Below are 24,685 nucleotides of genomic sequence, written 5' to 3' on the forward strand. Positions count from 1 at the left end.
TGATGACGCCGGTTATGGCGATGGCGCAGACGGTGCCGGGCAAGGCCGACAGCGCCGCAACCGATACCAAGAGCGAAGACGACGAAATCCTCGTCACCGGATCGCGCATCCGCCGCATCGCTGCCGACAGCCCGTCGCCGGTGGCAACCGTCGATGCCGATCAGATCCGCGCGACCGGCGCGACGCAGATCGGCGACGTCATCAACCAGTTGCCTGCACTGGCGATCACGCAGACGAACCAGACCAGCAATCTGGCGGGCAATGCCGGCATCAACGCGCTCGACCTGCGCGGCATGGGCACGCAGCGTACGCTGGTGCTGGTGGATGGTCGCCGGCAGGTGCCGTCCATCCCGGGCACGTCGGCGGTCGACCTGTCGAACCTGCCCGCCAGCCTGATCGCGCGGGTCGATGTCGTGACCGGCGGCGCATCGGCGCTGTACGGGGCGGATGCAGTGGCCGGCGTCGCCAACTTCATCACCCGGCGCGACTTCCACGGCGTCGATGCCAATTTCCGCTACGGCGCGTCGACGCGCGGCGACATGAACGTCTACAGCATGGATTTAACCGGCGGGCGCAACTTTGCCGACGGACGCGGCAACGTTACGCTCTACGGCTTCTATGAAGAACAGCCCGGATCGATCACCGGTGCCGACCGGCCATGGACGGCGGGCGGCTACCCCTTCTACACCCGCCAGCGGTCGGGGCAGAAATACTATATTTCGGACGATAACCAGAACATCTATTCGTCCAATTCGCCGCAGGTCGTGTTGAATGGCAAGCTGTTCGCGATCAACAACGACGGGTCGCTCCGCGCGCCGCAACTGGGGTCGCGCGGCTTCACCAACGCGACGCCGGTCACGATCTCGAACTCCAACAATGAGGCGCTGGGCACGCTCATCACCAATTCGGGCGGTGAGTATCACGGGCGCTACGACGGATGGTATCTGTCGGTACCAAGCCAGCGTTTCTCGACCCGGGTCAGCGGCAATTACGAAGTGTCGTCGGCGCTCAAGCTGTTCGCCAACGCTTCGCTGTCGCAGAACCGGTCCGAGGGGGCATACGCGCCGCTGACCGCATTCGGATCGGACGCGGTTCCCGCCGACAGCCCGTTCATCACGTCGGCGATCCTTGCCGCCAACGGTGGCGCGCTGCCGGCGAACGGCCTGTATTTCGCGCGCCGGGTGATGGAGGTCGGCACGCCGATGACCGTCTATCGGCGCCAGACGTTCCAGAGCGCGGTAGGCGCCGAGGGGGATTTCCGCCTGCTCGCCCATGACTGGAACTATTCGACCTATTATTCCTACGGCGTCACCCAGCAGGACGTGCGCGACGTCAACGCCACCTCTTACCGCCGTTGGTATCAGGGGCTGGATTCGACGCGCGGCGCCAATGGACAGGCGGTGTGCCGCAGCACGCTAACCAACCCGAACAACGGCTGCGTGGCGATCAACCCGCTGTTGCCGCTGACGCAGCGGATGATCGACTACATCCAGTACTCGTCGAGCTGGGCGCGGTCGACCATGAAGCAGCAGGTGGTGTCGGGCTATGTCTCGGGCGGCCTGTTCGACCTGCCGGGCGGCAGCGTGCAGGCGGTGGTCGGCGCGGAATATCGCAAGGAAAGCAACGATATCGGCGTTCAGGCGGAATATGACCCGACCAGCAGCCGCTACGACCCGACGCTGGGCGTCACCGCGACGCCGCTGGTCGGCAAGTATGACGTGAAGGAAGTCTATGGCGAGCTGCACGTACCGCTGCTGAAGGACGTGCCCGGCTTCCGATCGCTGTCGGTCGACGGCGCGGTGCGGCTGTCGGATTACAGCACTGCGGGCAAGACGACGACGTACAAGTTCGGTGGCGAATGGGCGCCGTTCCGCGACATCCGGTTCCGCGCGACCTATGGACAGGCGGTGCGCGCGCCGAATATCGGCGAACTCTACACGGCCAGCAGCATCGGTGGGATGTGGATCACCGACCCGTGCCAGAACTGGAACGTGGTCAACCGTACCGACAAGACGCAATATACCGCCAAGAACTGCGCGACGATAGCGCCCGGCGATACCAAGACCTACTGGCAATATCGCGACATCATTTCGAAGGGGAACCTCGATTTGAAGCCCGAAACTGCCCGCACGCTGACCGTGGGCACGGTGCTGCAGCCGCATTTCATTCCTGGCCTGTCGCTGACCGTCGATTATTTCAACATCGACCTGCGCGATTCGATCGATGCCTTCCCGGCGCAGACGCTCATCAACAAGTGCGTCGATCAGCCGACCCTGAACAACATCTTCTGCCCCCTCGTCCAACGTGACGCCAACCGCAACCTGTTGTCGGTCGTCACGCAGAAGTTGAACCTCGCCAAGTATCTGACGCGCGGCATCGACCTCGGCCTGCAATATGCGACGTCGCTCGACCGGCTGGGCGTGGCGGCGATCACGGGCAAGCTGTCGATCGACGCGAACTACACCCGGTTGCTCAAGCGCGAATATACGCTCGACCCGACCGATCCGACGACCACCACCGAATATCGCGGCGTGTTCGGATCGCCGACGTGGAAGGGCGTCGTACGCACCGCCTATACCGCCGAAACCTGGGGCGCGAACTGGACGCTGCGGCACTTCTCGCCGATGCGCGCCAGCACCGCGATCAGCAGTGCTACGCATGACGAGGTCTATACGCCGGACGTATTCTACAACGACTTCTCCGCATGGGTGCGGGTATTGCCCGGCGTCGACCTGTCGGGCGGCCTGAACAACGCCTTCGACCGCAAGCCGCCACGTATCCCCGGTGCCGAAGCGGGCGGTGCGAACTTCGAACTCGGATACCAGGCCGGCGTGTATGACGTGATTGGACGAACCTTCTTCGTGGGTGCCCGCATTCACTACTGATCGACGGTCGGCGGGGCTTTGCTGCCCTGCACGGGGAACATGGCCGTAGAGGGTGCCGGAATCGACCGGCCACGCTCTACGGCCATGCCGCTATATAGCGCGCACCGGTAATACCACTTTCAGTGATATTATACCGTATAATAAGATTGCTCGTCGTGATTTAGGCTCGTACACTTCGGTAGGTCAGCGCTTCGTCTGACCACCGGGAGGGTATAGAATGCCGCAGTCGCGCCACATCGCCGCGTTGCTCGCCACGACGGTGACGCTTGGGTTCGCACTGCCGATACAGGCGCAGCCCGACGCGCAGGCAGCCAAGCCCGGTTTTCCTGCGATCGCCACTACGCCGTTCGCGGTCGGCGCGTTCGAACTGACGCTGCGAACGGATACGCAGACGCTGGCGCGCTTGTCGCCGACCGACGATACAGGCTTCAGCTTCGTGCCGACCGCGCGCGAGGCGGAGCGGGCAGGCGACGGCTACAACCATATCGGCGACCTCCATCTGCGGCTTCGTACGCCGGGCGGCGAATGGCGCGACTATAGCTCCGCACACCAGCGCGCTCCCATACGACCTTTGCCGGCAGGCGGCGCGACGCTCGCCGCCGCCGACATTACCGCGACGATGGGTTCGGGCATTCCGGTAAACATAACGAGGCGTTGGACGAACGATCGGGGGACGCTCGGTCTCACCTTCGCGCTCACGAACGCCGGCACGACGCCGGTCGAGATCGGTTCGCTCGGGATGCCGATGGTGTTCGACAACATCATCACCGATCGCGATCTCGATCAGGCCCATGCGCAGGCCAGCTTCGTCGATCCCTATATCGGGCGCGACGCGGGGTATCTGCAGGTCACCCGCCTCAACGGGCGTGGCCCTGCGTTGCTGGTCCTGCCCCAGCGGGGCACGCCGCTGGAAGCCTATGTCCCGCTCAAGAACCCGCGCGAGGACCGTGACGGATCGATCTTCACCGACCGCAGCCAGCGCGGCCAGACGTCGGAGGGGTTCTACGACTGGACCGTCCATTCCGCCGGCTATGTCGCGCGCGAATGGAAGGACGCGGGTGAGCAGTGGAACGCCGCCACCAGCCGTACCATAGCGCCCGGGCAGACGGTCGAAATCGGGGTGCGGTTCGTCCGGTCGCCATCGATCCGGGCGATCGAACCGACGCTGATCGCGCAGGCACGCCCCGTCGCAGTCGGCATTCCCGGCTATGTCGTACCGACCGATCAGCCCGCGTCGCTGTTCCTGAAGGCGCCCAGCGCGCTGACGGCGATCGAAAGTCACCCGGCGGGCGCGCTGACGGCGACCCGCGCGGGGCTGGCAAAGGGCTGGACGCGGCTGGCCGTGCGCGCGAACGGCTTCGGCCCTGCCCGGCTCACGCTGACCTACGCCAATGGCGAGCGGCAGACGGTCAGCTATTACATCACCAAGCCGCTCGACCAGACCATGGCCGATCTCGGCCGGTTTTCGACGACGCAACAATGGTATGAGGGAAAGGGCGACCGGTTCGGTCGCACCCCGTCGATCCTGACGTGGGACAATGAGGCGAAGCGGATCGTCGATGTCGAACCGCGCGTCTGGATCGCGGGGATGAGCGACGAGGGCGGCGGCGGCAGCTGGGTCGCAGCGACGATGAAGCAGCTCGACAATCCGGTGCCGGAGGAGATCGCCAAGCTGGAGCGGCTGATCGACGGATCGGTCGTCGGCAATCTGCAGGTGAAGGATAGCCCCCACGCCGGCGCGGTCAAGAAGAGCCTGTTCTACTATGATCCCGCCAAATTCCCCGACGCCTATGGCGCGTTCTCGGCCGACAAATGGAAGTCGTGGACCTCGTGGAGCGAGAAGGACGCCGGCGATCTCGGTCGCGCGTACAATTATCCGCATGTCGCGATCGGCCATTGGGTGCTCTATCGCACCGCCCGCAACCATCCGGGGCTGGCCCGTCGCCACGACTGGCGCTGGTATCTCGACCATGCCTATCAGACCGCCGTCGCGATGATGCGCGACGCGCCCTATTATACGCAGTTCGGGTTGATGGAGGGCGATGTCTTCGTCGACATCCTGAAGGATCTCAAGCGCGAAGGGCTGACCCCGCAGGCGACTGAGATGGAGCGGCTGATGAAGCAGCGTGCCGATCACTGGCGCACGCTGAAATATCCCTTCGGTTCGGAAATGGCGTGGGATTCGACCGGCCAGCCCGAAGTCTATGCGTGGATGCAGTATTTCGGGTACCGCCCGCAGGCGGAGATCACGCGCGAGGTGATCCTCGGCTATGACCCGACTATTCCGTCCTGGGGCTATAACGGCAATGCTCGCCGCTATTGGGACTTTCTCTATGGCGGCAAATATCCCCGCGTCGAGCGACAGATTCACCATTATGGATCGGCGCTCAACGCCGTGCCGTTGTTCGACGCCTATCGCCGCAATCCCGCCGACCTGCACCTGTTGCGCGTCGCCTATGGCGGGATGATGGGCGGGATCACCAATATCGGTGCCGATGGTGCGTCCTCGGCCGCATTCCACGCCTGGCCCGACATGATGAAGTGGGACCCGTATAGCGGCGACTATGGCATGGGCTTTTACGGCCATGCCGTTGCAGCGGGCAGCTATCTGGTCGACGATCCGACCTTTGGCTGGATCGGCTTCGGCGGTGCGGTGACGACGGCGGGCGACAGCGTGACGATCGTCCCGGCGGACGGCGCGCGTGCGCGGCTGTTCGTCGCGCCGGTGGGGCAATGGGTTACGCTGGAGGCCGGCAAGATCCGGAGCGCGATCTATTCGACGAAGACGCGTCGGATCACGTTGACGCTCGACCCGGCGACGCCGGCCGCTCCTGCCGCACGGATGATGGTGGAGGCGACGACCGGTGGCCCGGCCTATCGTTCGGCGACCGGCACGTTCGAACGTGGCGGCTGGACCATCAAGCTGTCCTCGCGCCCGACCGACATCGTGCTGGCACCCAAATAGCGGTCGCCGCCATGGGCAAATGAAAAGCCCCGCACCGTGTCGCTCGGTGCGGGGCTTTTCGATGCTTTGTAACCGGGATCAGAAGCGGAAGCGGGCGCTCGCCTGCACGGTCCGCGCCTGCAACCGGACGCCCAGCGGCAGCAGGTTATTCTGCCCGAAATAGCGATAGACGTCGTTGCCGAGCAGGTTGCCGCCTTCGATCGACAGCGTCATGAACTTCACCGGCGTGTAGTTGACCGCCGCGTCGAGGCGGTAGGTATTGTCCTGATACCAGGAATATTCCGGGTTGGGATACCAGATGCCGCCGCGATAGGGTGACCGATAGTTGAACGCCACACGCGAACTGAAGGTCGGCGTATCGTAGAAAAGCGCGGCGTTGGCGGTCCATTTCGATGTATTCAGGGAATCGAAGGCGCCGGGGAAGTCTTCCGGGTACGGATATTCGACACGGGCCTTGGCGACATAGCTGCCGTTGATGCTGGCGCCGAAGTTGCGCAGGATGCCGGGCAGGAAGTCGAAGAAGGACTGCGCCGTGCCCTCGATGCCGATGAAGGTGCCGTCACCCGCGTTGCGCTGCTGCTCGACGAAGCCCGCCTGACCCGGCAAGCCGTAGGCCGTTAGGTCGAGCGCCTGGACCCGATCGTAGTAGAGAAAATTTGACGCCTTCTTGTAATAGGCCGCCAGCGTTAGCTGCCCGCCACGCCCGAAGTAATATTCGGCGCTGGCGTCAAAGGCGTGCTCGGTCTGTGGCTTCAAATCCGGGTTGCCGGAAAAGATAATCGGCGGGTTCGCACGCGTTTCGGCATAGTAGAACGGACGAATATCGTAGAAGCCTGGACGCTGGACGTTTGTCGTATAGGATAGCCGGAGTTGCGCCTTGGGCGTAAAATGGATGGTTGCCGTGGCGCTTGGCAAGATGTCTTCGTAATTTCCGCGACCGGGCGACGGTTGGATGATATCCTGAAAGCCGTTGCTGGCGTCACCGGGCCGGTAGTTGAAGCTGCTAGAAGTTCCCCAAGTGTTGACGTAACGCACACCCAACAGGCCATCGACCGGGAACAGCATGTCGAAGGCATAGCTTAGCTGCGCAAACATCGCCCAGCGGTTCTCTTCCGATGCGAAGGTCTGCCCGAGATCGCCTGCCGGCTTTTCGCTGGCGAAGCGGGCCGCGTTGCCCGGATTGGTCTTTTGGATATAGGCGCGGATCGCGTCGATATTGTCGAGGACGGTCGCGCCGGGAATACGATACCATTGCAGCGTATCGACCCCATCAATCTTCGGCCCGGTCAACGCGGCTTCGCTACCCCCCGGAAAGCCGGTCAGCGGCGCGCGGGCACCGTTCACGCGGGGGAAGCCGTCGCGATAGCCGTAATAGTTGCTGGTGATCCGCTGGCTGAAGCGGGCACCGGTTTGCAGCGACCGCAACAGGCTGTTCTCGCTGAGTTTCAGCGTCACGTCGACCTGCGAAACGAACTCCTTGTTCGACGATCCGCCCGAATTGTCCTGGAACCGTTCGACGCCGTAATTAGCCGGGTTGGACAGGTTGGCACCGTTCAACGTGATCGACGGCACACCTCCATTATATTGCTGTGACGCGAAATCGACCGTGAACGAGGTCAGCCCGGTCGGTTGCAGTATCTGCTGGACGAAATAATTGCCTGCCTTGCTCCAGTTATACTGCGCGCTGACGTTCACCTGCGCCCGATCGCTGCGCCAATGCGTCTCGAAATTAGTGGTGTAGAGATCGGAATAGTTGCTGTTGTACTGGCCGTCGATGAACACCGGCAACGCCGCGTTGGGGGTCGCACGGCTGACGGTCAGCTTCCGCGCCGTCACGCCATCGGGCATCAGTTCGACGTTGCTATAGGCGACGCCGCCTTCGCGGTTCAGCGTGAAGATGCGGTCGACCGAGCGCTGTTCGCGGCTGCCGATATACCCGCCCTCGAACACGAAATCGAGGTCGTCGTTCGCCTGCCATTGGACCACCGCGTTGATCGAAGGGCTGCGGACGTTGCCCGCCTCCAGACCATATTGCGCGCGGTAGGGGACGACGACGTTGGGCAGATTGGGGGCGGCGTCCGGCGACTCGCTCTCGATATAGGTTTCCTGGTAAAAGGTCTTGGTCAGCGCCGCGTTCACCAGGAACCCGATTTCGCCGATGCCGGTGTCGAAGCGCTTCCCGATCAGCGCGCTGGCATAGGGGCTGATCTTCTTGCTGTTCTCGTCCCACGCGCCGCGCACGCTGCCGGCAAGGGTCCAGCCTTCCTTCAATTCGAGCGGACGCCGCAACTGGACGTTGACCGTGCCGGCGATGCTGCCCTCGACCTGATCGGCGGTGCGCGTCTTGTACACGTCGATCGACTTCACCAGTTCGGCCGGAATCACCGACAGGTCGAGCGCGCGACCGGCACCCAGACTGGTTTCGTTGCCGTTGATCGTGGTCTGCACGCCGTCGAGACCACGGATGGTCAGGCTTTGTCCCTGGCCGCGCGCGCGGTCGATCTGCACGCCGGTCACGCGCGACAATGCTTCAACGACGTTGTTGTCGGGCAGCTTGCCGGCATCCTCGGACACCACCGAGTCGACGATCTGCTTGGCGTCCTTCTTCTTTGCCGACGCGGTCGCGACGCTGCCGCGAATGCCGATGACCAGGATTTCCTTGGTCGGATCACGGTCCGGGCCGGAAAGGGGTTCCGCAGCTTGTGCCGCTGTCGGTGCCGTCTGCGCGGCGGCAGGCATCGCCATGAGTGCCAGCCCCGCCGCCGTCGTGCTCGTCAACGCAACCTTTAACCGCATGTCCCAGTCCCCCTCAGCATTCCTTATATCGTATACGCTCATATGAAAGTTATCAGCTGTCGAGTACTCGGACAAATAATCAAATCCGGCGAAGGTAAGTCGTGATAGATTTGCCGCAGGGGTACGTGGTCTGGCGCTTTCGCCGCTTGCGACGCCATCGATCGATGATGCGCGAATATGACCTGCTTTCGAACGATACAGGACGCGCTGGCGAATGGAGGCTGAGAATCCCGGCTTTGATGTGGAGCGTCCGCTGACCGGTCAATAGCGAGCGGCTCTTGCTACGGATGTGCCTACGCCAGACACCGACAATTGAGCCATGCAACCGGGCTAGGGTTACCGCTTATGGCAGAAGTGAAGACGCGACGACCCGAGCCATGGGTCGGATCGGCCATTATGACTTAGGTGGCGGAGAATTGTTCCCGCAGGTCGTCGAGCGTGGCACCGATATGCGCGCTCAACAGCGCCTCCAGCGCGACGCCATCGCGGGCGAGGAAGGCGTCGAGCAGCGCGCGATGCTCCAGATGTGCGCGCGTGTCGCGGCCGGCGGGTGCCAGATGGGCGACGACATAGCGTTCGGCGAGGATCGACAGCCGTTCCACCATCTGCGTCGTGAGCAGCCGTTCGCCGGGCCGCACCAGAGCGACGTGGAAGTCGCGATTGCATACCGCAACCTGCGGCAGATTGTTGCCGGCGGCGCGGTCGAGCCGTTCGAACGCGGCGATCGCGGCAGCGTGGGCGCGCGCGTCGGCTCGGCTGGACGCATAGGCAGCGGCGGCCGGCTCGATGGCAAGGCGCAACGCGTAGATTTCCTCCGCCTGCGCCGCCGACATCGGCTGGACGCAGAAGCCGCGATTGGCCTGGCTGGTCAGCAGACCTTCCTGTTCGAGCCGGGCTAGCGCCTCACGCACCGGAATCTTGCTGACCCCCAATTTTGCGGCGAGCGCATCCTGCCGGATCGGTGCATCGTTACCGAGCTTGCCGGTGACGATCTGTTCGCGAACGATTTCGAATACGCGTTCCGACAGCGTGCGTACGACGATCATGCCGCTTCCCTCGTCGATACCGCGCGGTGCCGGTTCCGGCATGGCCACGCTTCCGGTATCGTCGGCGACTATGGACAAATCCGGCTTGCTGTTGTGCACCTGCGTGGTCGTCGCAGGAGACCGCCCTTCCAAACCGCCCGTCATCGATAAGCTCCATTTGCCGGAATACCGTATACTTGCCGAATGTTATCCCGGCAAGCGCTGCATTGCAGCGTCAGCAAACCTCCGCCGTGCTTGTCGGCGGACCGCCGGGTGGAACGCGGGCGGGGTGCCGCCAGAATATATCGGCCTTCAGATGATGGCGATCACCATAAACGCTCCGCAGCACACGGGCTAGCGCCGGGTCGTACGCTGAAATATCGGCGGCGGAAAGGATCTGGCGGCCGTCGATCACCACGACCTTGTTCGACTCGAACCAGAACTGCGTTCCCTCGGCCCAATATTCGTCGACGGTCGTCGATCCATATTCGCCCTTCCACAGTCCGCGCTGCATCGCGTCGGCATAGGCCGCCTCGACCTGCTGATACAGCGCCGGATCGGCGGTCCGCACCGCACCCAGGATCGCGTGCGAAAACTCGTGAACAAAGATATTCTCGCCATAATAGCGGGTTCCCGGTTCGCCGAGCAGGTTTTCGGTCGCGGCGCTGGTCAATAGGCCGCCCATGCCGCGGGCGCGCGCGTTCCAATAGTCGCGGTCGCTGCGCTGGCCGATGCGTTCCTCATAATGTTTGCGCTCGCACCGGGTCAGTCGGGGATCGTCGATCGCCGGTTTTTTCCAGTCGCTCTGTTCGGGCAGGTCGAGCGTCCCTTCCTCGCGCCCCATGATCGCCACGCGCTGCCCCTCTGCCACCAGCGCGCGGCGCAGGTCGGGCCGCCGGGCAAGCATCGCGTCGATGATCGAGCGCGCGGCGCGCAGCGCCTTGTCGGGAACGGCGTTCGAACCGCTGACCGGAATGCCGCCGGCATCGATCGACCGGGTGTAGAAGGGCGCGAGCCTGAGCGCGGGCGGCGGCGGGCCGATGCGGGCGGTCGTGCATCCCGCAAGCAGCACGACCAAGGTCAGGCCGATCGAAGCCTTCATGCGACATCCCCCCTGGTCGATCCGGCAAATGTCCCGGTCATTTGACGATCGCCGGTTCGTCGCAGGGTGGGACGGGCGCGACCGGTGCTGCCCGTGGGGCTGCGGCGGTCGGGGCAAGCGCTTCCCATTCCTGTACGCCGATACCGGCGATGCTGCCCCCGGCTTGCGAAGCGTCGAACACCGCGCGCAGGCAGCGCGTTGTCAGCGGTGGAAACTCGACCGCCTGCCAAGCGTCCGCACCGGTTGCATAGCCGCTCGCGCCCGGGACCGTTTTCCATGCGCCTGCCCAGTATTCCAAATGCCAGGCGGCGGGCGGCACGACGCCGATGCCCGATCCCGCCGGTTGATCGGCGAAGAAGAAGATGCGGCTACCGGTCAGCGTCACCGGCCGGGGCCAGCGATATTCGATCCACGGGCGCGGCGGGTTCGCTCCGGTCCATGTTCCCCACATGTCGGGCGGCAGCGGTGCGGTGCGCACCAGCCCGTCGTTCAGCGCGCGAATCCAGTATTGCGTCGGGATCGGCGCGTTGGACGCGTACACCGCCGCACTCGGCGCGACGTTGCGCGTCGGCGCGGGTCGTGCTCGCGGCGCACGCGTGGGCACGACGCGACGGATCGCGGCAGGGGAAACGCTGTCGTCCCATTCCAACCGGTCGAGCGCGACCGACCGACGGAAATGCCCGCCGCCCTTTGCATCGGCGGTGTGATAGGCAAGATACCATTGCCCCTTGAACGCGACCGCGCCGGCATGGCTGGTAGTCGAGCTGACCGGCGCGAGCAGCACCCCGCGGTAGGTCCACGGGCCAAGCGGCGAGGGCGCGGTGCCATAGGCCTGGCACGCATGGTACAGCGCGGGGGTGCAGGGGCTGTCGGGACCGGCATTGTTGGCGGCGTAGAGCAGGTAATAGGTGCCGTGGCGCTTCATCAGCCATGGCGCTTCGAAAAATCCGGTCAGCCCGGTGATGGCGCGCTCCTCACCGATCGGCGTCACCATGTCGGCGGCCAGTTCCACGCCCCGCAGCCGGCCGAACGTGCCCCAATAGAGATAGACCCGGCGATCATCGTCGATCAACACGGTCGGGTCGATATTCTGGATGTCGTTGGCGACGGGCACCCGCTGCGACACGATCGGCCCGGCAGGATGCGCATCGCGCCATGGCCCGGTCGGTCGGTCGGCTACCGCGACACCGATCGCGAACCGGTCCTGCGCGGTGTCGTCGCGGGTCAGTACTGGCGCATAGAGATAGAAGCGCCCGTTACGGCCCTTGACGATCTGTCCGGCATAGGCCCGACCCGGCTCCGCCCACGCAAAGACCGCCTCCGGCCGGGCAATGGCGGGGTAATGCCGCCACGTCCCGCGTTTGGGATCGGTCGTCGCCAGCAATTGCCATTCGTTCATCACGAAGTCGTTGACCCCGGCCGGGGCTTCGTCGCGGCCGGCCAGAATCCACAGCGTATCGCCGTCAACGAACGGGGCGGGATCGGTGGAGTAATAGCGCCCGTCCGACAAAATCGGATTCCCGCGCGAATGGATCGTCTCCGGCACGGGTCCGGATTGCGCAAGCAGCGATGCAGGCAGGAACGCCGCGAGCAGAGCGATACGCCGCATCGTCATTCCTCGTCCGGATAGGGGCCTTTGCCCCCGTCGGCGATCAGCTGGTCGGTCCGCCGTTCGATCTCGCCGACCGGGACCGATCCCAGTGCCAGCACCGCGTCGTGAAAGGCGCGGATGTCGAACTTCGGTCCCAGCGCCTTTTCCGCCCGCGCCCGGGCGCGCTGGATGGCCAACTGCCCCATATAATAGCTCAGCGCCTGCCCCGGCCACGCGATATAGCGGTCGACCTCGGTCTCGATCTCATGATCGGGCAGCGCGGTATTGTCGTGCAGGTAGCGCTGTGCCTGTTCGCGGCTCCAGCCCTTGGCATGGATGCCGGTATCGACCACGAGCCGCGACGCGCGCCATGCCTGGTAGGACAGCATCCCGAACAGCTCATAGGGGGTCCGGTACATCCCCATTTCTTCCCCCAGCGCCTCGCAATACAGCGCCCAGCCTTCGCCATAGACCGACAGATAGGTGCCTCGGCGGAAATCGGGCAGGTCCCGGTTCTCGGCCGCCAGCGGCATCTGGAACGCGTGGCCGGGCGCGCTTTCGTGTAGCGTCAGTGCGGGTAGCGAATAGAGCGGGCGCGAGGGCAGGGCATAGGTGTTCACCAGATAGATGCCCGGCCCGCCGCGCCCGGCGGTATAGAAGGGGGCAAGGTCGGCCGGGACCGGCTTGATCGCGAAACGCGCGCGGGGCAGGCGGCCGAACCACTGGCTCGCCTTGCCATCGAAGCTCTTGGCGATCCACGCCGCACGATCGAGCAGTTCCTGCGGTGTTTTGACGTAGAATTGCGGGTCGCTGCGCAGGAAGGTCAGGAAGGCGGGCAGGTCGCCCTTGAACCCGGTGCCTGTCATCACCGCCTGCATCCGCGCCCGGATGCGCGCGATCTCGGCTAGGCCGATCGCGTGGATCTCGTCGGCGGTGCGGGTTTCGGTGGTGAATTCGTCGATCTTCGACTGATAATAGGCACGGCCGTCGGGCAGGCCGTACGCCGTCAGCCCGACGCGCGCGTGCGGGATATAGTCGTCGCGCAGGAAGGTGAGCAGCGTGCGGTGCGCGGGCACCACGGAATCGCGGATCACGGCAAGTGCTTCGGCGCGCAATGCCGCCTGCGTCGCGGCGGGGATGACAGCGGGCATGGCCTTGAACGGTGCGTAGAAGGGCGATGCCTCGCCCGTGCCCGCATCGATTACCTGCGCGACGCCGATGTCGCGGCCGCGCAGCGTGATCTGCGGCGGCGTAAAACCGCGCTTCAGCCCGACGCGCATGTTCGCGATATTCTGGTCGAAATAGCGCGGGATCGATCGCAGCATCAGCAGATAGTTGCGATAGTCGCGCTCGCGGACGAAATCGCCGCGCGATGCCTCCGCGACATTGCCCCAGAAGCTGGTGTCGGAGTTCAGCGGCTTTTCATAGTCGCGAAACTTCTGTTCGTTCAGCAACGCGACGATCTGTTGGCGATAGACCGCGTAATTGACCCGCTGTGCCGGCGACAGGTCGGCGACGCGGATCGCATCCAGCGCGGAAAGCGTCTGCGTCCAGCGGGCGAGCTTGGCTGCTTGCGTCGCCGGGGCGACATCGGGCAGGCCGGGCGGCGCGTCCTTATTGTCCTCGTTCGGTCCCAGCACCGATTGCCGCCATGCATATTCGGCGGTGGTGAGCGCGGTAAGCCGCCCGTCGGCATCCTGCACCGGCGCGGCTTGCACTGGAGCAGCAACAGTCATCGCCATGATCGTCACGATCGATTGCCAGTTTCCGGTCATTCCGTTCCGATCCGCATAATGTCTTCGTACAGCCCCGCCGGAATTCGCACGCCGTCCCGCAGCGACACCTTGCGCGCTGCATAGCGCCGCGCCGATGGCAGCCGCGCGCCCTGTTCCTCGATCGCGGCGAACAGCGTTTCGGCGCGCGCCATATGGTCGGCCACGGCGTCGCCCAGGAAGCCGGCGGGATCGATCGCGATCACCAGTTCGCCGCCGATCGGCGACCCGCCGCGTGCCTTGTCGGCGGCGATTGATTCGGCGCTGGTCATGTCACCGATCAGCGGCCCGGCCAGCAATTCGACCATCGCCGCCAATGCCGACCCCTTATGCCCGCCAAAGGTGCGCATCGCCCCGGCCAGCACCGCCTGCGCATCGGTCGTCGCATTGCCGTCGGCGTCATAGCCCCAGTCGTCGGGCACCGGCTTACCGGCGCGGCGGTGCAGCTCGATCTCGCCGCGCGCCACCGCGCTGGTTGCGAAATCGAACACGAACGGCGGCTTTCCGGCACGCGGCCATCCGAACGCGATCGGATTGGTCCCGAACACCGGCCGCGTGCCGCCCGCTGGCGCGACCCACGCATGGCTGGGGGTAACCGCCAGCGCGACGAGGCCCGCTTCGGCGATCGCCTCGACCTCCGGCCACAGCGCGGCGAAGTGGACGACGTTGGTGAGGGCCAGCGCGGCGATACCGCCGGCGCGCGCCTTGTCGAGCAGCAGCGGCAGCCCGCGCGCAATGGCCAATTGGGCAAAGCCGCCCCCGCCATCGACCCGTACCAGCGCCCGCGCCGGTTCGCTGACGACGGGCACCGCATCGGGCACGACGACGCCCGCCGCCACGCTGTTGGCGGCGACCAGCAGGCGGTAGATGCCGTGGCTGGCACAGCCGTCGCGTTCGCCCGCCACCATCGTTTCGGCCACCGCATCCGCATGACCGTCCGCCAGCCCGACCGCACGCAGCTTCGCACGAGCGATGGTGCGCAGTTCGGCCAACGTCATCGCGACCGGCGCGGCCTCGCTCACGCCGTCGCGCCCGGCTTGGCCGTGTAGAGCCGCACGCCGAACACCGGGCCGGCCGTGTTGCGGTCATGCGGCACGAAACGGACCTTCACCGCCGCCTTGCCGCGGGTCAGCGCCTCGGGCAGCGGGTAGTCGACGTCGAAGAACTTGCCCGGCCGATCCTCGCTCAGATGCTGGGTCGCGACCTTTACGTTGTCGACCAATATGTCGAAGTCGCGACCGCGTTCGCCGCCCCAATAGGTCGCCTGCAGCACCAGCGGTCCCGGCCGGGTCTTCATGGTGAATTCCATGAACCCGCCCGACCGCACGTCGCGCCCCTGTCGTCCGCGATAGGTGACCGGATAGCTCTGGTCCGACGTCAGGTTGTGGTCGCGCTCCGGCTGCATTTCGCCCAGGAACATCGTGTCGACCGACCGCGCCGCGACATCCTTTCGCCGTGCCTGGTCGGCATTGTAGGCGGCTTCCTCCTGCGCCCAGGCGGCGTCCGAGAAATGCTTGAAATATACCGCGCTGCGCCGTTCGGTCTGACGATAGAAGGGGACGAACGTCATATCCTGCGGCCGGACCACGCCGCGCGTCGTATAGGTCGCGGGGCTTGCCGTCGCGGTGAAGCCGGCCAGCAGGTCCGCGCCGACCAGCGCCGGATCGGCCCCGTCCCATTTCGTCGCCACCGGCCCCAGATCGGCGGCCAGCACCAGCGGACCGTACAGCAGCGCGATGGTATCGGCATCGCCCGGCGCCCTTTCCGTCCGGAGTTCCATCGGCAGCGTGATCGCGACTGTGTCGCCCGCCTTCCACCGCCGCGTGACGATCGCATAGCCGCGCGCGAGGTCGGGCGTCACCGCCGCGCCGTTCACCGTCACCCGCGCCTTGCCCGCCGCCCAGCCCGGCACGCGCAACGCGACCGGGAATCGGCCGCCGGCCACCTTGTCGAAGGTCAGCGTCGCGGTCTCACCGAACGGATAGGGGGTGTCGAGCCGCACCTGCGCCCGCCGCGCCGCCCAGTCCGCCGTGGCCGGGATATAGAGATTGACGAAGAAGGTGCCGTCATCCCCCTCCCAGAAAATACTCTCGCCATGTTTAGCGTGCGCCTCCATCCCCGATCCGACACAGCACCAGAAGGCGTCGTCCTCGACCGATGAATAGCCCCGTTCGGCCCCCGACAGCAGCGGGGTCATATAGGTGAAGCTGCCGGTCTTCGGGTCCTGCGCCGCCATGGTGTGGTTTAGGTGCGCGCGTTCGTAGAAATCGAACAGCGCGCCGTCGGGCTGCCACGACCACAGATGCCGCGTGAGCTTGAGCATGTTGTAGGTGTTGCAATGCTCGCACGTCTGTTCGGTAATGTGATCCGCGATCGTATCGGGCGCGCTGAAATATTCCCGGTCGGCATTGCCGCCGATGACATAGCTATGATGCTGCGTGACTGTGTCCCAGAAGAAGCGCGCGGCGGTGGCCTTGGCCGGTGCGCCGCCGCTCACCTCGTGAATGCGGGCGAGGCCGATCAGCTTGGGCACCTGCGTATTGGCGTGGAAATTCGCCAGTTTGTCCTCGCGCTGCATCAGCGGGTCGAGGACGCGATTGTCGTAGATCAGCTCGGCCATCTTCAGCCAGCGTCGGTTGCCGGTCTGCGCATACAGTTCGGCATAGCTTTCGTTCAGCCCGCCATATTCGCAACCGAGCACCTGCTGCACCTGTTCCGGCGTCAGCGCGGCGAACACGCGTTCGAAATAGCCGCCCAGTCCCTCGACCACCTTGAGTGCGGTGCGATTGCCCCATGCGGCATGGATGTCGAGCAGGCCGGCGAACAGCTTGTGGACGGTGTAGAGCGGCGACCATGCGCCGTTAAGGTCGAACCCGCCCGACCGGATGTCGCCCTTCATCACTTCGGGAAAGATTTCTTCCCCGTCGACGATGGTCCCGTCCTTACGCTTGCGCCCCAGCGCACCGACATAGCCGTTGCCGCGCTTTGCCTGCGCCGCGGCCAGTTCGTCGACGATATAATCGGCACGGCGACGCATCTCGGCGTCGCCGGTCTGCTGGTACGTCAGCACCAGCGCGGTCATGTAATGGCCCAGCGTATGGCCGGCGATCGTGTCGCTTTCCCACCCGCCATAGATCGGCGCCTTCGGCTCCAACCCGGCATATTTGCGGAAATTGTGTAGCAGGCGGTCGGGGCTGAGCCGGTGGAGATAGGTGCGGTTCACCTCGACCGCCGTCGCGAAATCGGACGGGCGCAGGCGCACCGCCGACAACGGCAACGGCTTCGCCGTTCCGGACAGCGTGCCGGCCGAAGTGGCACGGGCGATCGGCGCCGCCATGGTGGAGAGGGCCAACGCACCCGCGCCGGTCAGAAGTTCACGACGACTTGCCTGCATGACCCGCTTCCGCCATTTCTAATATCGTATACCTTAGGATAAATACGGATATGGTCAAGGTGCTACGGGTCTTGTCGATCGGCGCATTGGATTGACCGGTAAGGGTGCATCCTGTTGTTCATGCTCCGAAACACGCTGCGATGGAGCCCGGACCCGGTGGTTATGGGAGCATCGCAGTCCGCAACCTCGGCGTTTCACCGTTCGTGGGCACGATCCGCAGCGAGCGCGGCACGGCTTGGGACAATGGGGCGGTCAGGGCAGGATCGTCCATTCCCAGATACCGGTACCGGCTTCTTGGGTGCGCAGCCGCAGGTAGCGGGCGGTGACCGCGTGATCCAGCGGGATCGGTGACCCGCTGCTTGCGCTGGCGGCGGCGACGGGCCGCCAGCGCCGGCCGTCGTCGGAGGCATCGACCGCGAAGCGATAGGGCCGCGTCGCGAATTCCGGCCGGACCAGCGAACGCGTGATCCGCTGGCGGCGGCCGAGATCGGCGACCAGCGACCCGTCACCCCCGGCAGGTGCGCGCCACAGGGTCGCATAGTTATCGTCGGCGGCCTTTGCGGGCGCGTTGAGGGCGGCGGCCGTGTCGCCGCTTGCCTCCCAGTTCAGGCCTCGCGTGCGGCGTGGTGCGAAGCCGGCGACCGGGCCACCGTGGCCGGGCGTCACCTTGGCGATGGTACCGTCGCTGCGCAGTGACAGCGGGTCGACCGCGACCTGGCGCAGCACCGCGTCCCCCGTCTGCGGCCAGGGCAAAGCCTGGCGGTGATAGAGGATGTAGCTTTGGCCGCCCGACCGGAAGATCGCGTGATGGCCGGGGCTGACGATGTCGCGATCGCGGTGCGTTTCGAGGATCGGGCTGTTGGCGGCTTCGGCGAACGGCCCGAACGGCGTGGAACCGACGGCATAGCGTACCTTGTACGTGTCCCTGGTCGTGTTGCCGTCGCTATAGGTCAGTAAATAGCGTCCGCCGGCCTTCACCATGAACGGTGCCTCGAAATAACCGCGCGGCGTGACGTCGTGCGGCGTACCGTCGAACGTCACCATGTCGGGCTTCAGCCGCACGACGAAGCAGTGGCCGTTGACCCAGTTCAGCCCCGATCCCCAGTAGAGATAGGCCTGGCCGTCATCATCTACGAACGCTTCGGCATCGATCATGTGAAAGGCGGGGGCGAAGTCGCGCTGGACCAGCGGCTTGCCGCCATTGGCATCGCGCCACGGCCCGGCGGGGGAGGGGGCGGTGCCGACCCATATCTCGCTGCCCACCGAGACATACATGTACCAGCGCCCGTTGCGTGCCTTCACCACCGATGGCGCCCACACCTTGGCATCGCCCGAGGTCGGGCTGGTCGCGGCGCGCTTGGTCGGCCAATCGGGCATCGAGAAGCGCCAGTCGCGGCCATTGTCCGACGTCCACAGCCCCAGCCGGTCGTCACCCCACGGATCGATCGTGGCGAAAATATACCAGCGCGACCCGTCGCGCACGATCGAGGGATCGGCGAAGTAGCCGGGCAGCAGCGGATTAGCCGCGCCGGCGGCATCCCAGCGGGGCACGTCGGCGACCGGCGCCGCGCCGCCCAGCAGGACGGCGGCGAGTGCGATCAGGCGGCGACGCATCATTCTTCTCCCGTCGCGCTGGCGGGCCGCGCCTTGTCGGGTGTCGTGCCCGCGCCGGTGAAGGGCGACAGGCGGAACGTGACGCGGGTGGCACCGGTGCCGGTGCGATATTGCGGCAGCGGCTTGCCGAACTCGCTCCACTGGGTATCGCCGCCCACGCCCCATTGCGCGGCATCGACCAGCAACGTCACCTGCCCATGGGGCACGATGTCGCTCGATTTCCACGTGCCCGGCGCATGACGATCGAGATCGGCATAGGGGAAGGCGAGCGCGTTCATCATCAGCGGTCGATCCCCCTGCACGCGCAGCCCGCGTCCCGCGCCCGACAGCTCCATCCAACGCACGTCGACCTTGTTGCCGGTTTCCTGCGGGCGGATGAAATCGTGGTTCTGCGCGGCGATGGACCCGCGCCACAGGCCGATCGGGGCAGATCCCTTGCGATCGACATAGCTTTCATGCGGGCCGCGGCCATACCACTCGACGTCGGTGATGTCGGTCGGCAGGGCAAAGGCCATCCCCACGCGGAACGGCGGCGGCAGGTCGGCCTTGAGCGGGGTCAGCGTGCCGTCGACCGCGACCGATCCGTCGGCAGCCATCGCATAGCGGGTGTCGAACCGCGCCGCACCGTCGCCCAGGGCATAGCTGACCGTTACGGTTCCCGTGGCACGATCGGCGCGGATCGCGGTAACGGTGCGCGCGTCGCTCATCCCCTTCCACATCGCGAGTTGCTTGTCGGTGCCGATGCCGATGTCGTTGTCGGTTACCGCCCGCCAGAAATGCGGCGCCCCGCCGGTCGCAAGGTCACGGCCCGCGCTGGCATAGCGGCGGATCAGACCGGTCTTGCGGTCGATTTCCAGCGTGGTCGCACCGGCGGCGAGGACGAAGGCGTCGCCGCTCTGGCGCAATGTGGCGGATCCGGCGGAGGCAGGGGGGGCGGTGGGGGCAGCGGTCAGTGCGAATTGTTCGAACCCGACCAGCGTACCGCCGGGCACCAGCGGTACGGCGTCGGCCTTTGCCCGCACATGGACGGTCACGAGATATTCGGCGTCCGCCCGGCGCTGGAACGTCCCCAACGGCAGGGTGATGGTTTCGGCGCGGCGTGCGGCGGTCGTAAGGGTGGGCAACGCGCCGGTGGCGACCGGTACGCCATTCTCCAATACTTCCCAGTCCATGGCAAAGCCCGACAGGTCGCGGAAATCATGCCGGTTGCGTACGGTCACCCGGCCCGTCGCGGGATCGAAGCCATCGAACTGCACCGGCGAATACACCTTGCGCAGCTCGTAGAGTTGCGGATTGGGCGTCCGGTCGGATTGCAGCAGCCCGTCGCCGAACTCGATATCGCCACCCGGATTGGGCCCATATTCGCCGCCGTCGCCCCAGTAGCGGCGACCGTCCTTGGTATAGCGGTACATCGACTGGTCGACCCAGTCCCATGCAAAACCGCCCTGCAGCTTATTGGGATGGGCGTAGATGGTGTCCCAATATTCCTGAAGATTGCCGCCGGACTGGCCCATCATATGGGCGTATTCGCACTGGATCACCGGCTGCCGGAAGTTCCAGTTCTTGGCATAGTCCGCCAGCTTCACCGCCGGGTCGTACATCGGCGCATAGATGTCGGCATACCAGTTGGGCCGGTGGTCGTGGATGCCGTCCCAGGTACCCCATCCCAGATAGCTGACCAGCCGGCCCGGATCGCGCGCCTTTGCGGCGGCGGCGGCGGCTTCGAAATTGGGTCCGATGCCGGCCTCGTTGCCCAGCGACCAGAAGATGATCGACGGATGGTTCTTGTCGCGTTCGATCATGTTGGTCACGCGGTCGATATGCGCGGCGCGCCATGCGGGATCGAAGCCAATCTGCAATTCGGCACGTTGGTCGGGATGCTTGTTCGCGTAATCCATATACGCGTGGCTCTCGATGTTCGCCTCGTCCATCACATAGAGGCCGTAACGATCGGCGAGTTCGTAGAGATACGGATCGTTTGGATAGTGCGAGGTGCGGATCGCATTGATATTGTTGCGCTTCATCAACTGGATGTCGTGTTCCATCGATGCGCGGCTGACGACGTGGAAAGTCACGGGATCATGTTCGTGGCGGTTGACGCCGCGAATGGTGATCGGCTTGCCGTTGACCGAAACGAGGCCGTTCTTCATTTCGACGGTGCGAAAACCGATGCGGCTGGCGGTGGATTGTAGCACGGTCCCGCGCGTGTCGGTCAGCTCGACGATCAGCGTGTAGAGATCGGGCGTTTCGGCGGTCCAAGGGCGCACCCCCGGCACCGATCCGGTCAGCGTTACCACCCGCTCTGTCGACCCGGCGGCCACGGCCGCGCGTCCCTCTGCAACGGTCCGCTCGCCATCGCGCAGGACATAGCGCGCGGTCGTCGCGGCACCCGGCGTCACCGCCACATCGACCGCCAGCGTGCCGCTCTGATAAGTGGCATCCAGCCCGGCATGGACGAACATGTCGCGCATCCGCGTCTTCGGCGCGGCCATCAGAAAGACTTCGCGCTCGATCCCCGACACGCGCCAGAAATCCTGGTCCTCCAGATAGCTGCCGTCCGACCAGCGGATGACCTGAATCGCGACGGTGTTGCGGCCCGATTTCACGAAACGGGTTACTTCGAACTCGCTCGGCAGCTTCGAATCCTCGGCATAGCCGACCTTCTGTCCATTGACCCAGACATAATAGGCCGCCCCCGCCGCGCCGATATGCAGCACTACATCGTCGCCAGACCAGCCTGTCGGCAGCGTCACGTCCCGGCGATACGACCCGACCGGGTTGGTCGCGTGCGGGATCAGCGGACGGTTGGCGGGGAAGGGATAGGTGATGTTGTTGTACCGCGCCTGGTCATAGCCCTCGGTCTGCCACATCGCCGGCACCTTGATGCTCTTCCATCCCGATACGTCGTAGTCTGGGCGTTCGAACCCGGCTGGCACATCGGTCGTGTTGGGCGAAAAGGCGAATTTCCATTCGCCGTTCAGCGACAGGAACCGGTCGGACTTCGCCCGGTCGCCGTCCAGCGCCTTTGCCCGGCTTTCGAAGGGAAAGCCGGTTGCGCGCGCCGGCATCCGCCCGACATAGTTTACCGCCGGATTTTCCCAGTCGGGGCGGTTGGGATCGACCTGCACCGGATCGACGCGGGGGGCGTCACTCTGCGCCGAAGCGGACCCGGCGACGGCCATCGCCACGGCAGCGGCACCGATCCTCAACATGGTACGCATTGGCTTCTCCCCCTTACGGATTTCTTGTCGAACATGAATGTCACCCGCGCGGGCCACCGGCGGCGGCGCAATGGCGGGCGATGAAGGCGTCATGCGCCGGCATCTGCGCAGCGGCGGCGGCGACCACCTGACCGATCCGCTGCAACCGCTGGGCGGCGGCGTCCAGCGGTATGGCATCGGCCAGCGGATCGTGCGTCGACGCGAGCAGGCCCTGGCCGTCCATGACCGCCAGCCAGCTCGTCTTGGTGAACAACTCATCGCCTTCGCGATAGACGCGGCCCGTGCGGGCATAGATGGCGAGCCGTTCGGCCAGCGTTTCCGGGATCGGGCGTTCGGCCTGGTCGCGCCAATAGGCGGTGTCGCGCCGGTCGCTGGCGTGGAAATGCAGGATCACGAAATCGCGGACCTGATCGAACTCGGCCGCCATCAGGCGATTGTAGCGCGCGGTATCTGCGGGATCACAGACGCGCGTGGGCAGCATCTCCAGCAACCGCGCGATGCCCGCCTGGACCAGATGGATCGAGGTGGATTCGAGCGGTTCTAGGAATCCCCCCGACAACCCGAGCGCTACGCAATTGCCGATCCAGAACCGGTCGCGCCGTCCGGTGCGGAAGCGCAAGGGGCGGGGGTCGGCCAGTGCCGGTCCGTCGAGATTGGCTAGCAACGTCGCCGCCGCCTCGTCATCCGACACATGGGCGGAGGAATAGACATAGCCGTTGCCGGTGCGATGCTGGAGCGGGATGCGCCATTGCCACCCGGCCGCGCGTGCGGTGGAGCGCGTGAAGGGGGTGGGTGCACCGACATTGGCGGAGGGAACGGCGACCGCGCGATCGTTGGGCAGCCAGTGGCTCCAGTCCTCGAACCCCGCGCCCAACGCCCCTTCGATCAACAGGCCGCGAAAACCCGAACAGTCGATGAAGAAATCCGCCTCGATCCGCCCGCCATCGGCCAGCACGACCGCATTGATGAACCCGCTGTTGCCGTCGCGGACGACGTCGACGATCCGCCCCTCGCGCCGGACCACCCCGGCCGCTTCGGCGCGGGTACGCAGGAACCGGGCATAGAGGCCGGCGTCGAAGTGAAAGGCATATCCGATCTGGGCCAGCGGGGTGTTGCCGGGCTGGGGCCGCTGGAATCGGCCGGCGCGCGCTGCGGCGGTGCAGATCGAATAATCGGCGAGCGGCCCGGCCTGTCCGGCGGCGCGCAGCCGTCGCCACATCGCCTCGAACGGGACCGCCCCCGCATCGATGCCATAGACGCCGAAGGGGTGGAAATACCGATGGCCGACCTGGCCCCAGTCGTGGAAATCGATGCCGAGTTTGAACGTGCCCTGCGTCGCGCGGACGAAATCGTCCTCATCGATGCCGAGCATCGCGTTGAACGCCTGGAGCGGCGGGATCGTGGCTTCGCCCACACCAATCGTACCGATCTCTTCGGATTCGATCAGGGTGATCGCTGGTCCGTGCGGACCCAGCAGCCGCGACAGCGCGGCGGCCGCCATCCAGCCGGCAGTGCCGCCGCCGACGATCGCGATCCGGCGCAGCGGGCCGTCGCCACGCCCGCTCATGCCACGGTCCGGCATTGCAGGAACAGGTTGCCGGTCAACCGGCCACATCGCGGATCGGCGGCATCGGCGGGCAGCGTCGTGATCGCACCCGAATGGAGCAGCGCCGCCCGGTAGAGGATCAGCCGGTCGGGGGCGGCATCGATCGTGTCGATCGCCTCGAACGGGCCGGCGTGGCCATCGGCATAGGCGGCGGGTAGATCGCCGATCTCCGTATCCAGCGCCGCGCGATAGGCGGGCAGGCGCTCGGCATCGATCGTCTCGAACCCGGTTGCGCGGTGGCGGAAGAAACGCGTGCCGTCGCCATTGGTCGCCGAAAGGAAATGGACGGTCGCGAATTGCAGCCGGTCCGCGGAATCGACATGCGGCACGCGCTGATCGGGGGTCAGCGCCTCGGCCGGCAGGGTCACGAGCGAGAAATTGCCGCGAGCGCGGGCGGGCTGGACCGATGCGCCGGTGAAATGCGCGGCGATCAGCGGCAGGACCATGCGCACCATCGCATCGACATAGGCGGTCGGCGCGGGGCCGAGCAGGCCGGGATAGAAACTGCCGACCTCCGTCGCAGGAACGAATTTCGACCGGTTCGCGGCGAAATCGACCAGGGCATCGCGCTGCCCGGTCGCACGATCGATGACGACGACCGGCTCACGTTCGCGACCGACATGGTGGACGGTGATGACGGGCGGGGCGATGGCGATCGGGATGGACGACATGCAATATCCGATAGCCCGAAAAGCGCCGGCATGGCGAACCATG

13 protein-coding genes are annotated in these 24,685 nt (G+C 65.5%); 2 read left to right on the forward strand and 11 right to left on the reverse strand.

All coding sequences use genetic code 11. The features are described from left to right. Window positions 1-2 precede the first annotated feature (2 nt). The gene (locus tag ASE83_RS17060) at window positions 3-2,885 is read left to right on the forward strand and encodes a TonB-dependent receptor plug domain-containing protein (RefSeq protein WP_200921923.1); all 2,883 of its coding nucleotides are present in this window, start codon (window positions 3-5) and stop codon (window positions 2,883-2,885) included. Between the two features lie 217 nt (window positions 2,886-3,102). Continuing rightward, window positions 3,103-5,850: a DUF5695 domain-containing protein gene (locus ASE83_RS17065; protein WP_055793257.1), complete on the forward strand. Its 2,748-nt coding sequence runs from the start codon at window positions 3,103-3,105 to the stop codon at window positions 5,848-5,850. A 78-nt stretch (window positions 5,851-5,928) separates the two neighbouring features. Here ASE83_RS17065 and ASE83_RS17070 read toward each other — a convergent pair whose 3' ends face one another. The 11 genes from ASE83_RS17070 to ASE83_RS17120 all read right to left on the reverse strand — a co-directional run bounded on the left by ASE83_RS17070 (window position 5,929) and on the right by ASE83_RS17120 (window position 24,642). After that, window positions 5,929-8,646 carry a TonB-dependent receptor gene (locus tag ASE83_RS17070; RefSeq protein WP_055899512.1) on the reverse strand — a complete coding sequence of 906 codons (2,718 nt, stop codon included), beginning with the start codon at window positions 8,644-8,646 and terminating at the stop codon, window positions 5,929-5,931. 401 nt (window positions 8,647-9,047) lie between these two features. Next, window positions 9,048-9,692: a GntR family transcriptional regulator gene (locus ASE83_RS17075; protein ID WP_082443113.1), complete on the reverse strand. Its 645-nt coding sequence runs from the start codon at window positions 9,690-9,692 to the stop codon at window positions 9,048-9,050. 214 nt (window positions 9,693-9,906) lie between these two features. After that, complete coding sequence (locus tag ASE83_RS17080) at window positions 9,907-10,773, reverse strand: glycoside hydrolase (RefSeq protein ID WP_235513039.1); 867 nt, start codon at window positions 10,771-10,773, stop codon at window positions 9,907-9,909. Window positions 10,774-10,810: 37 nt separating this feature from the next. After that, window positions 10,811-12,382, reverse strand: coding sequence for a family 43 glycosylhydrolase (locus tag ASE83_RS17085; RefSeq protein WP_055793386.1), 1,572 nt, complete (start codon window positions 12,380-12,382; stop codon window positions 10,811-10,813). 2 nt (window positions 12,383-12,384) lie between these two features. After that, a complete protein-coding gene (locus ASE83_RS17090; protein WP_055793264.1) occupies window positions 12,385-14,139 on the reverse strand; it encodes a DUF885 domain-containing protein in 1,755 nt (584 codons plus the stop codon). After that, window positions 14,136-15,134: an Ldh family oxidoreductase gene (locus tag ASE83_RS17095; protein WP_082443114.1), complete on the reverse strand. Its 999-nt coding sequence runs from the start codon at window positions 15,132-15,134 to the stop codon at window positions 14,136-14,138. The genes ASE83_RS17090 and ASE83_RS17095 overlap by 4 nt, the downstream gene beginning before the upstream one ends. 20 nt (window positions 15,135-15,154) lie before the next feature. Next, window positions 15,155-17,530: a glycoside hydrolase family 127 protein gene (locus ASE83_RS17100; RefSeq protein WP_055793268.1), complete on the reverse strand. Its 2,376-nt coding sequence runs from the start codon at window positions 17,528-17,530 to the stop codon at window positions 15,155-15,157. 252 nt (window positions 17,531-17,782) lie between these two features. Further along, window positions 17,783-19,144, reverse strand: a complete 1,362-nt coding sequence (locus ASE83_RS17105; RefSeq protein WP_082443103.1) for a family 43 glycosylhydrolase — start codon at window positions 19,142-19,144, stop codon at window positions 17,783-17,785. Continuing rightward, the gene (locus ASE83_RS17110) at window positions 19,144-22,365 is read right to left on the reverse strand and encodes a glycoside hydrolase family 2 TIM barrel-domain containing protein (protein ID WP_055793274.1); all 3,222 of its coding nucleotides are present in this window, start codon (window positions 22,363-22,365) and stop codon (window positions 19,144-19,146) included. Before ASE83_RS17110 ends, ASE83_RS17105 begins: the two co-directional genes overlap by 1 nt. A 40-nt stretch (window positions 22,366-22,405) precedes the next feature. Further along, a complete protein-coding gene (locus ASE83_RS17115; protein ID WP_055793389.1) occupies window positions 22,406-23,932 on the reverse strand; it encodes a tryptophan halogenase family protein in 1,527 nt (508 codons plus the stop codon). Next, window positions 23,929-24,642, reverse strand: a complete 714-nt coding sequence (locus tag ASE83_RS17120; protein ID WP_055793277.1) for a DUF6445 family protein — start codon at window positions 24,640-24,642, stop codon at window positions 23,929-23,931. Before ASE83_RS17120 ends, ASE83_RS17115 begins: the two co-directional genes overlap by 4 nt. Between the last annotated feature and the right edge of the window lie 43 nt (window positions 24,643-24,685).

This window comes from Sphingomonas sp. Leaf32, from assembly GCF_001421765.1.
GTDB lineage: Bacteria > Pseudomonadota > Alphaproteobacteria > Sphingomonadales > Sphingomonadaceae > Sphingomonas.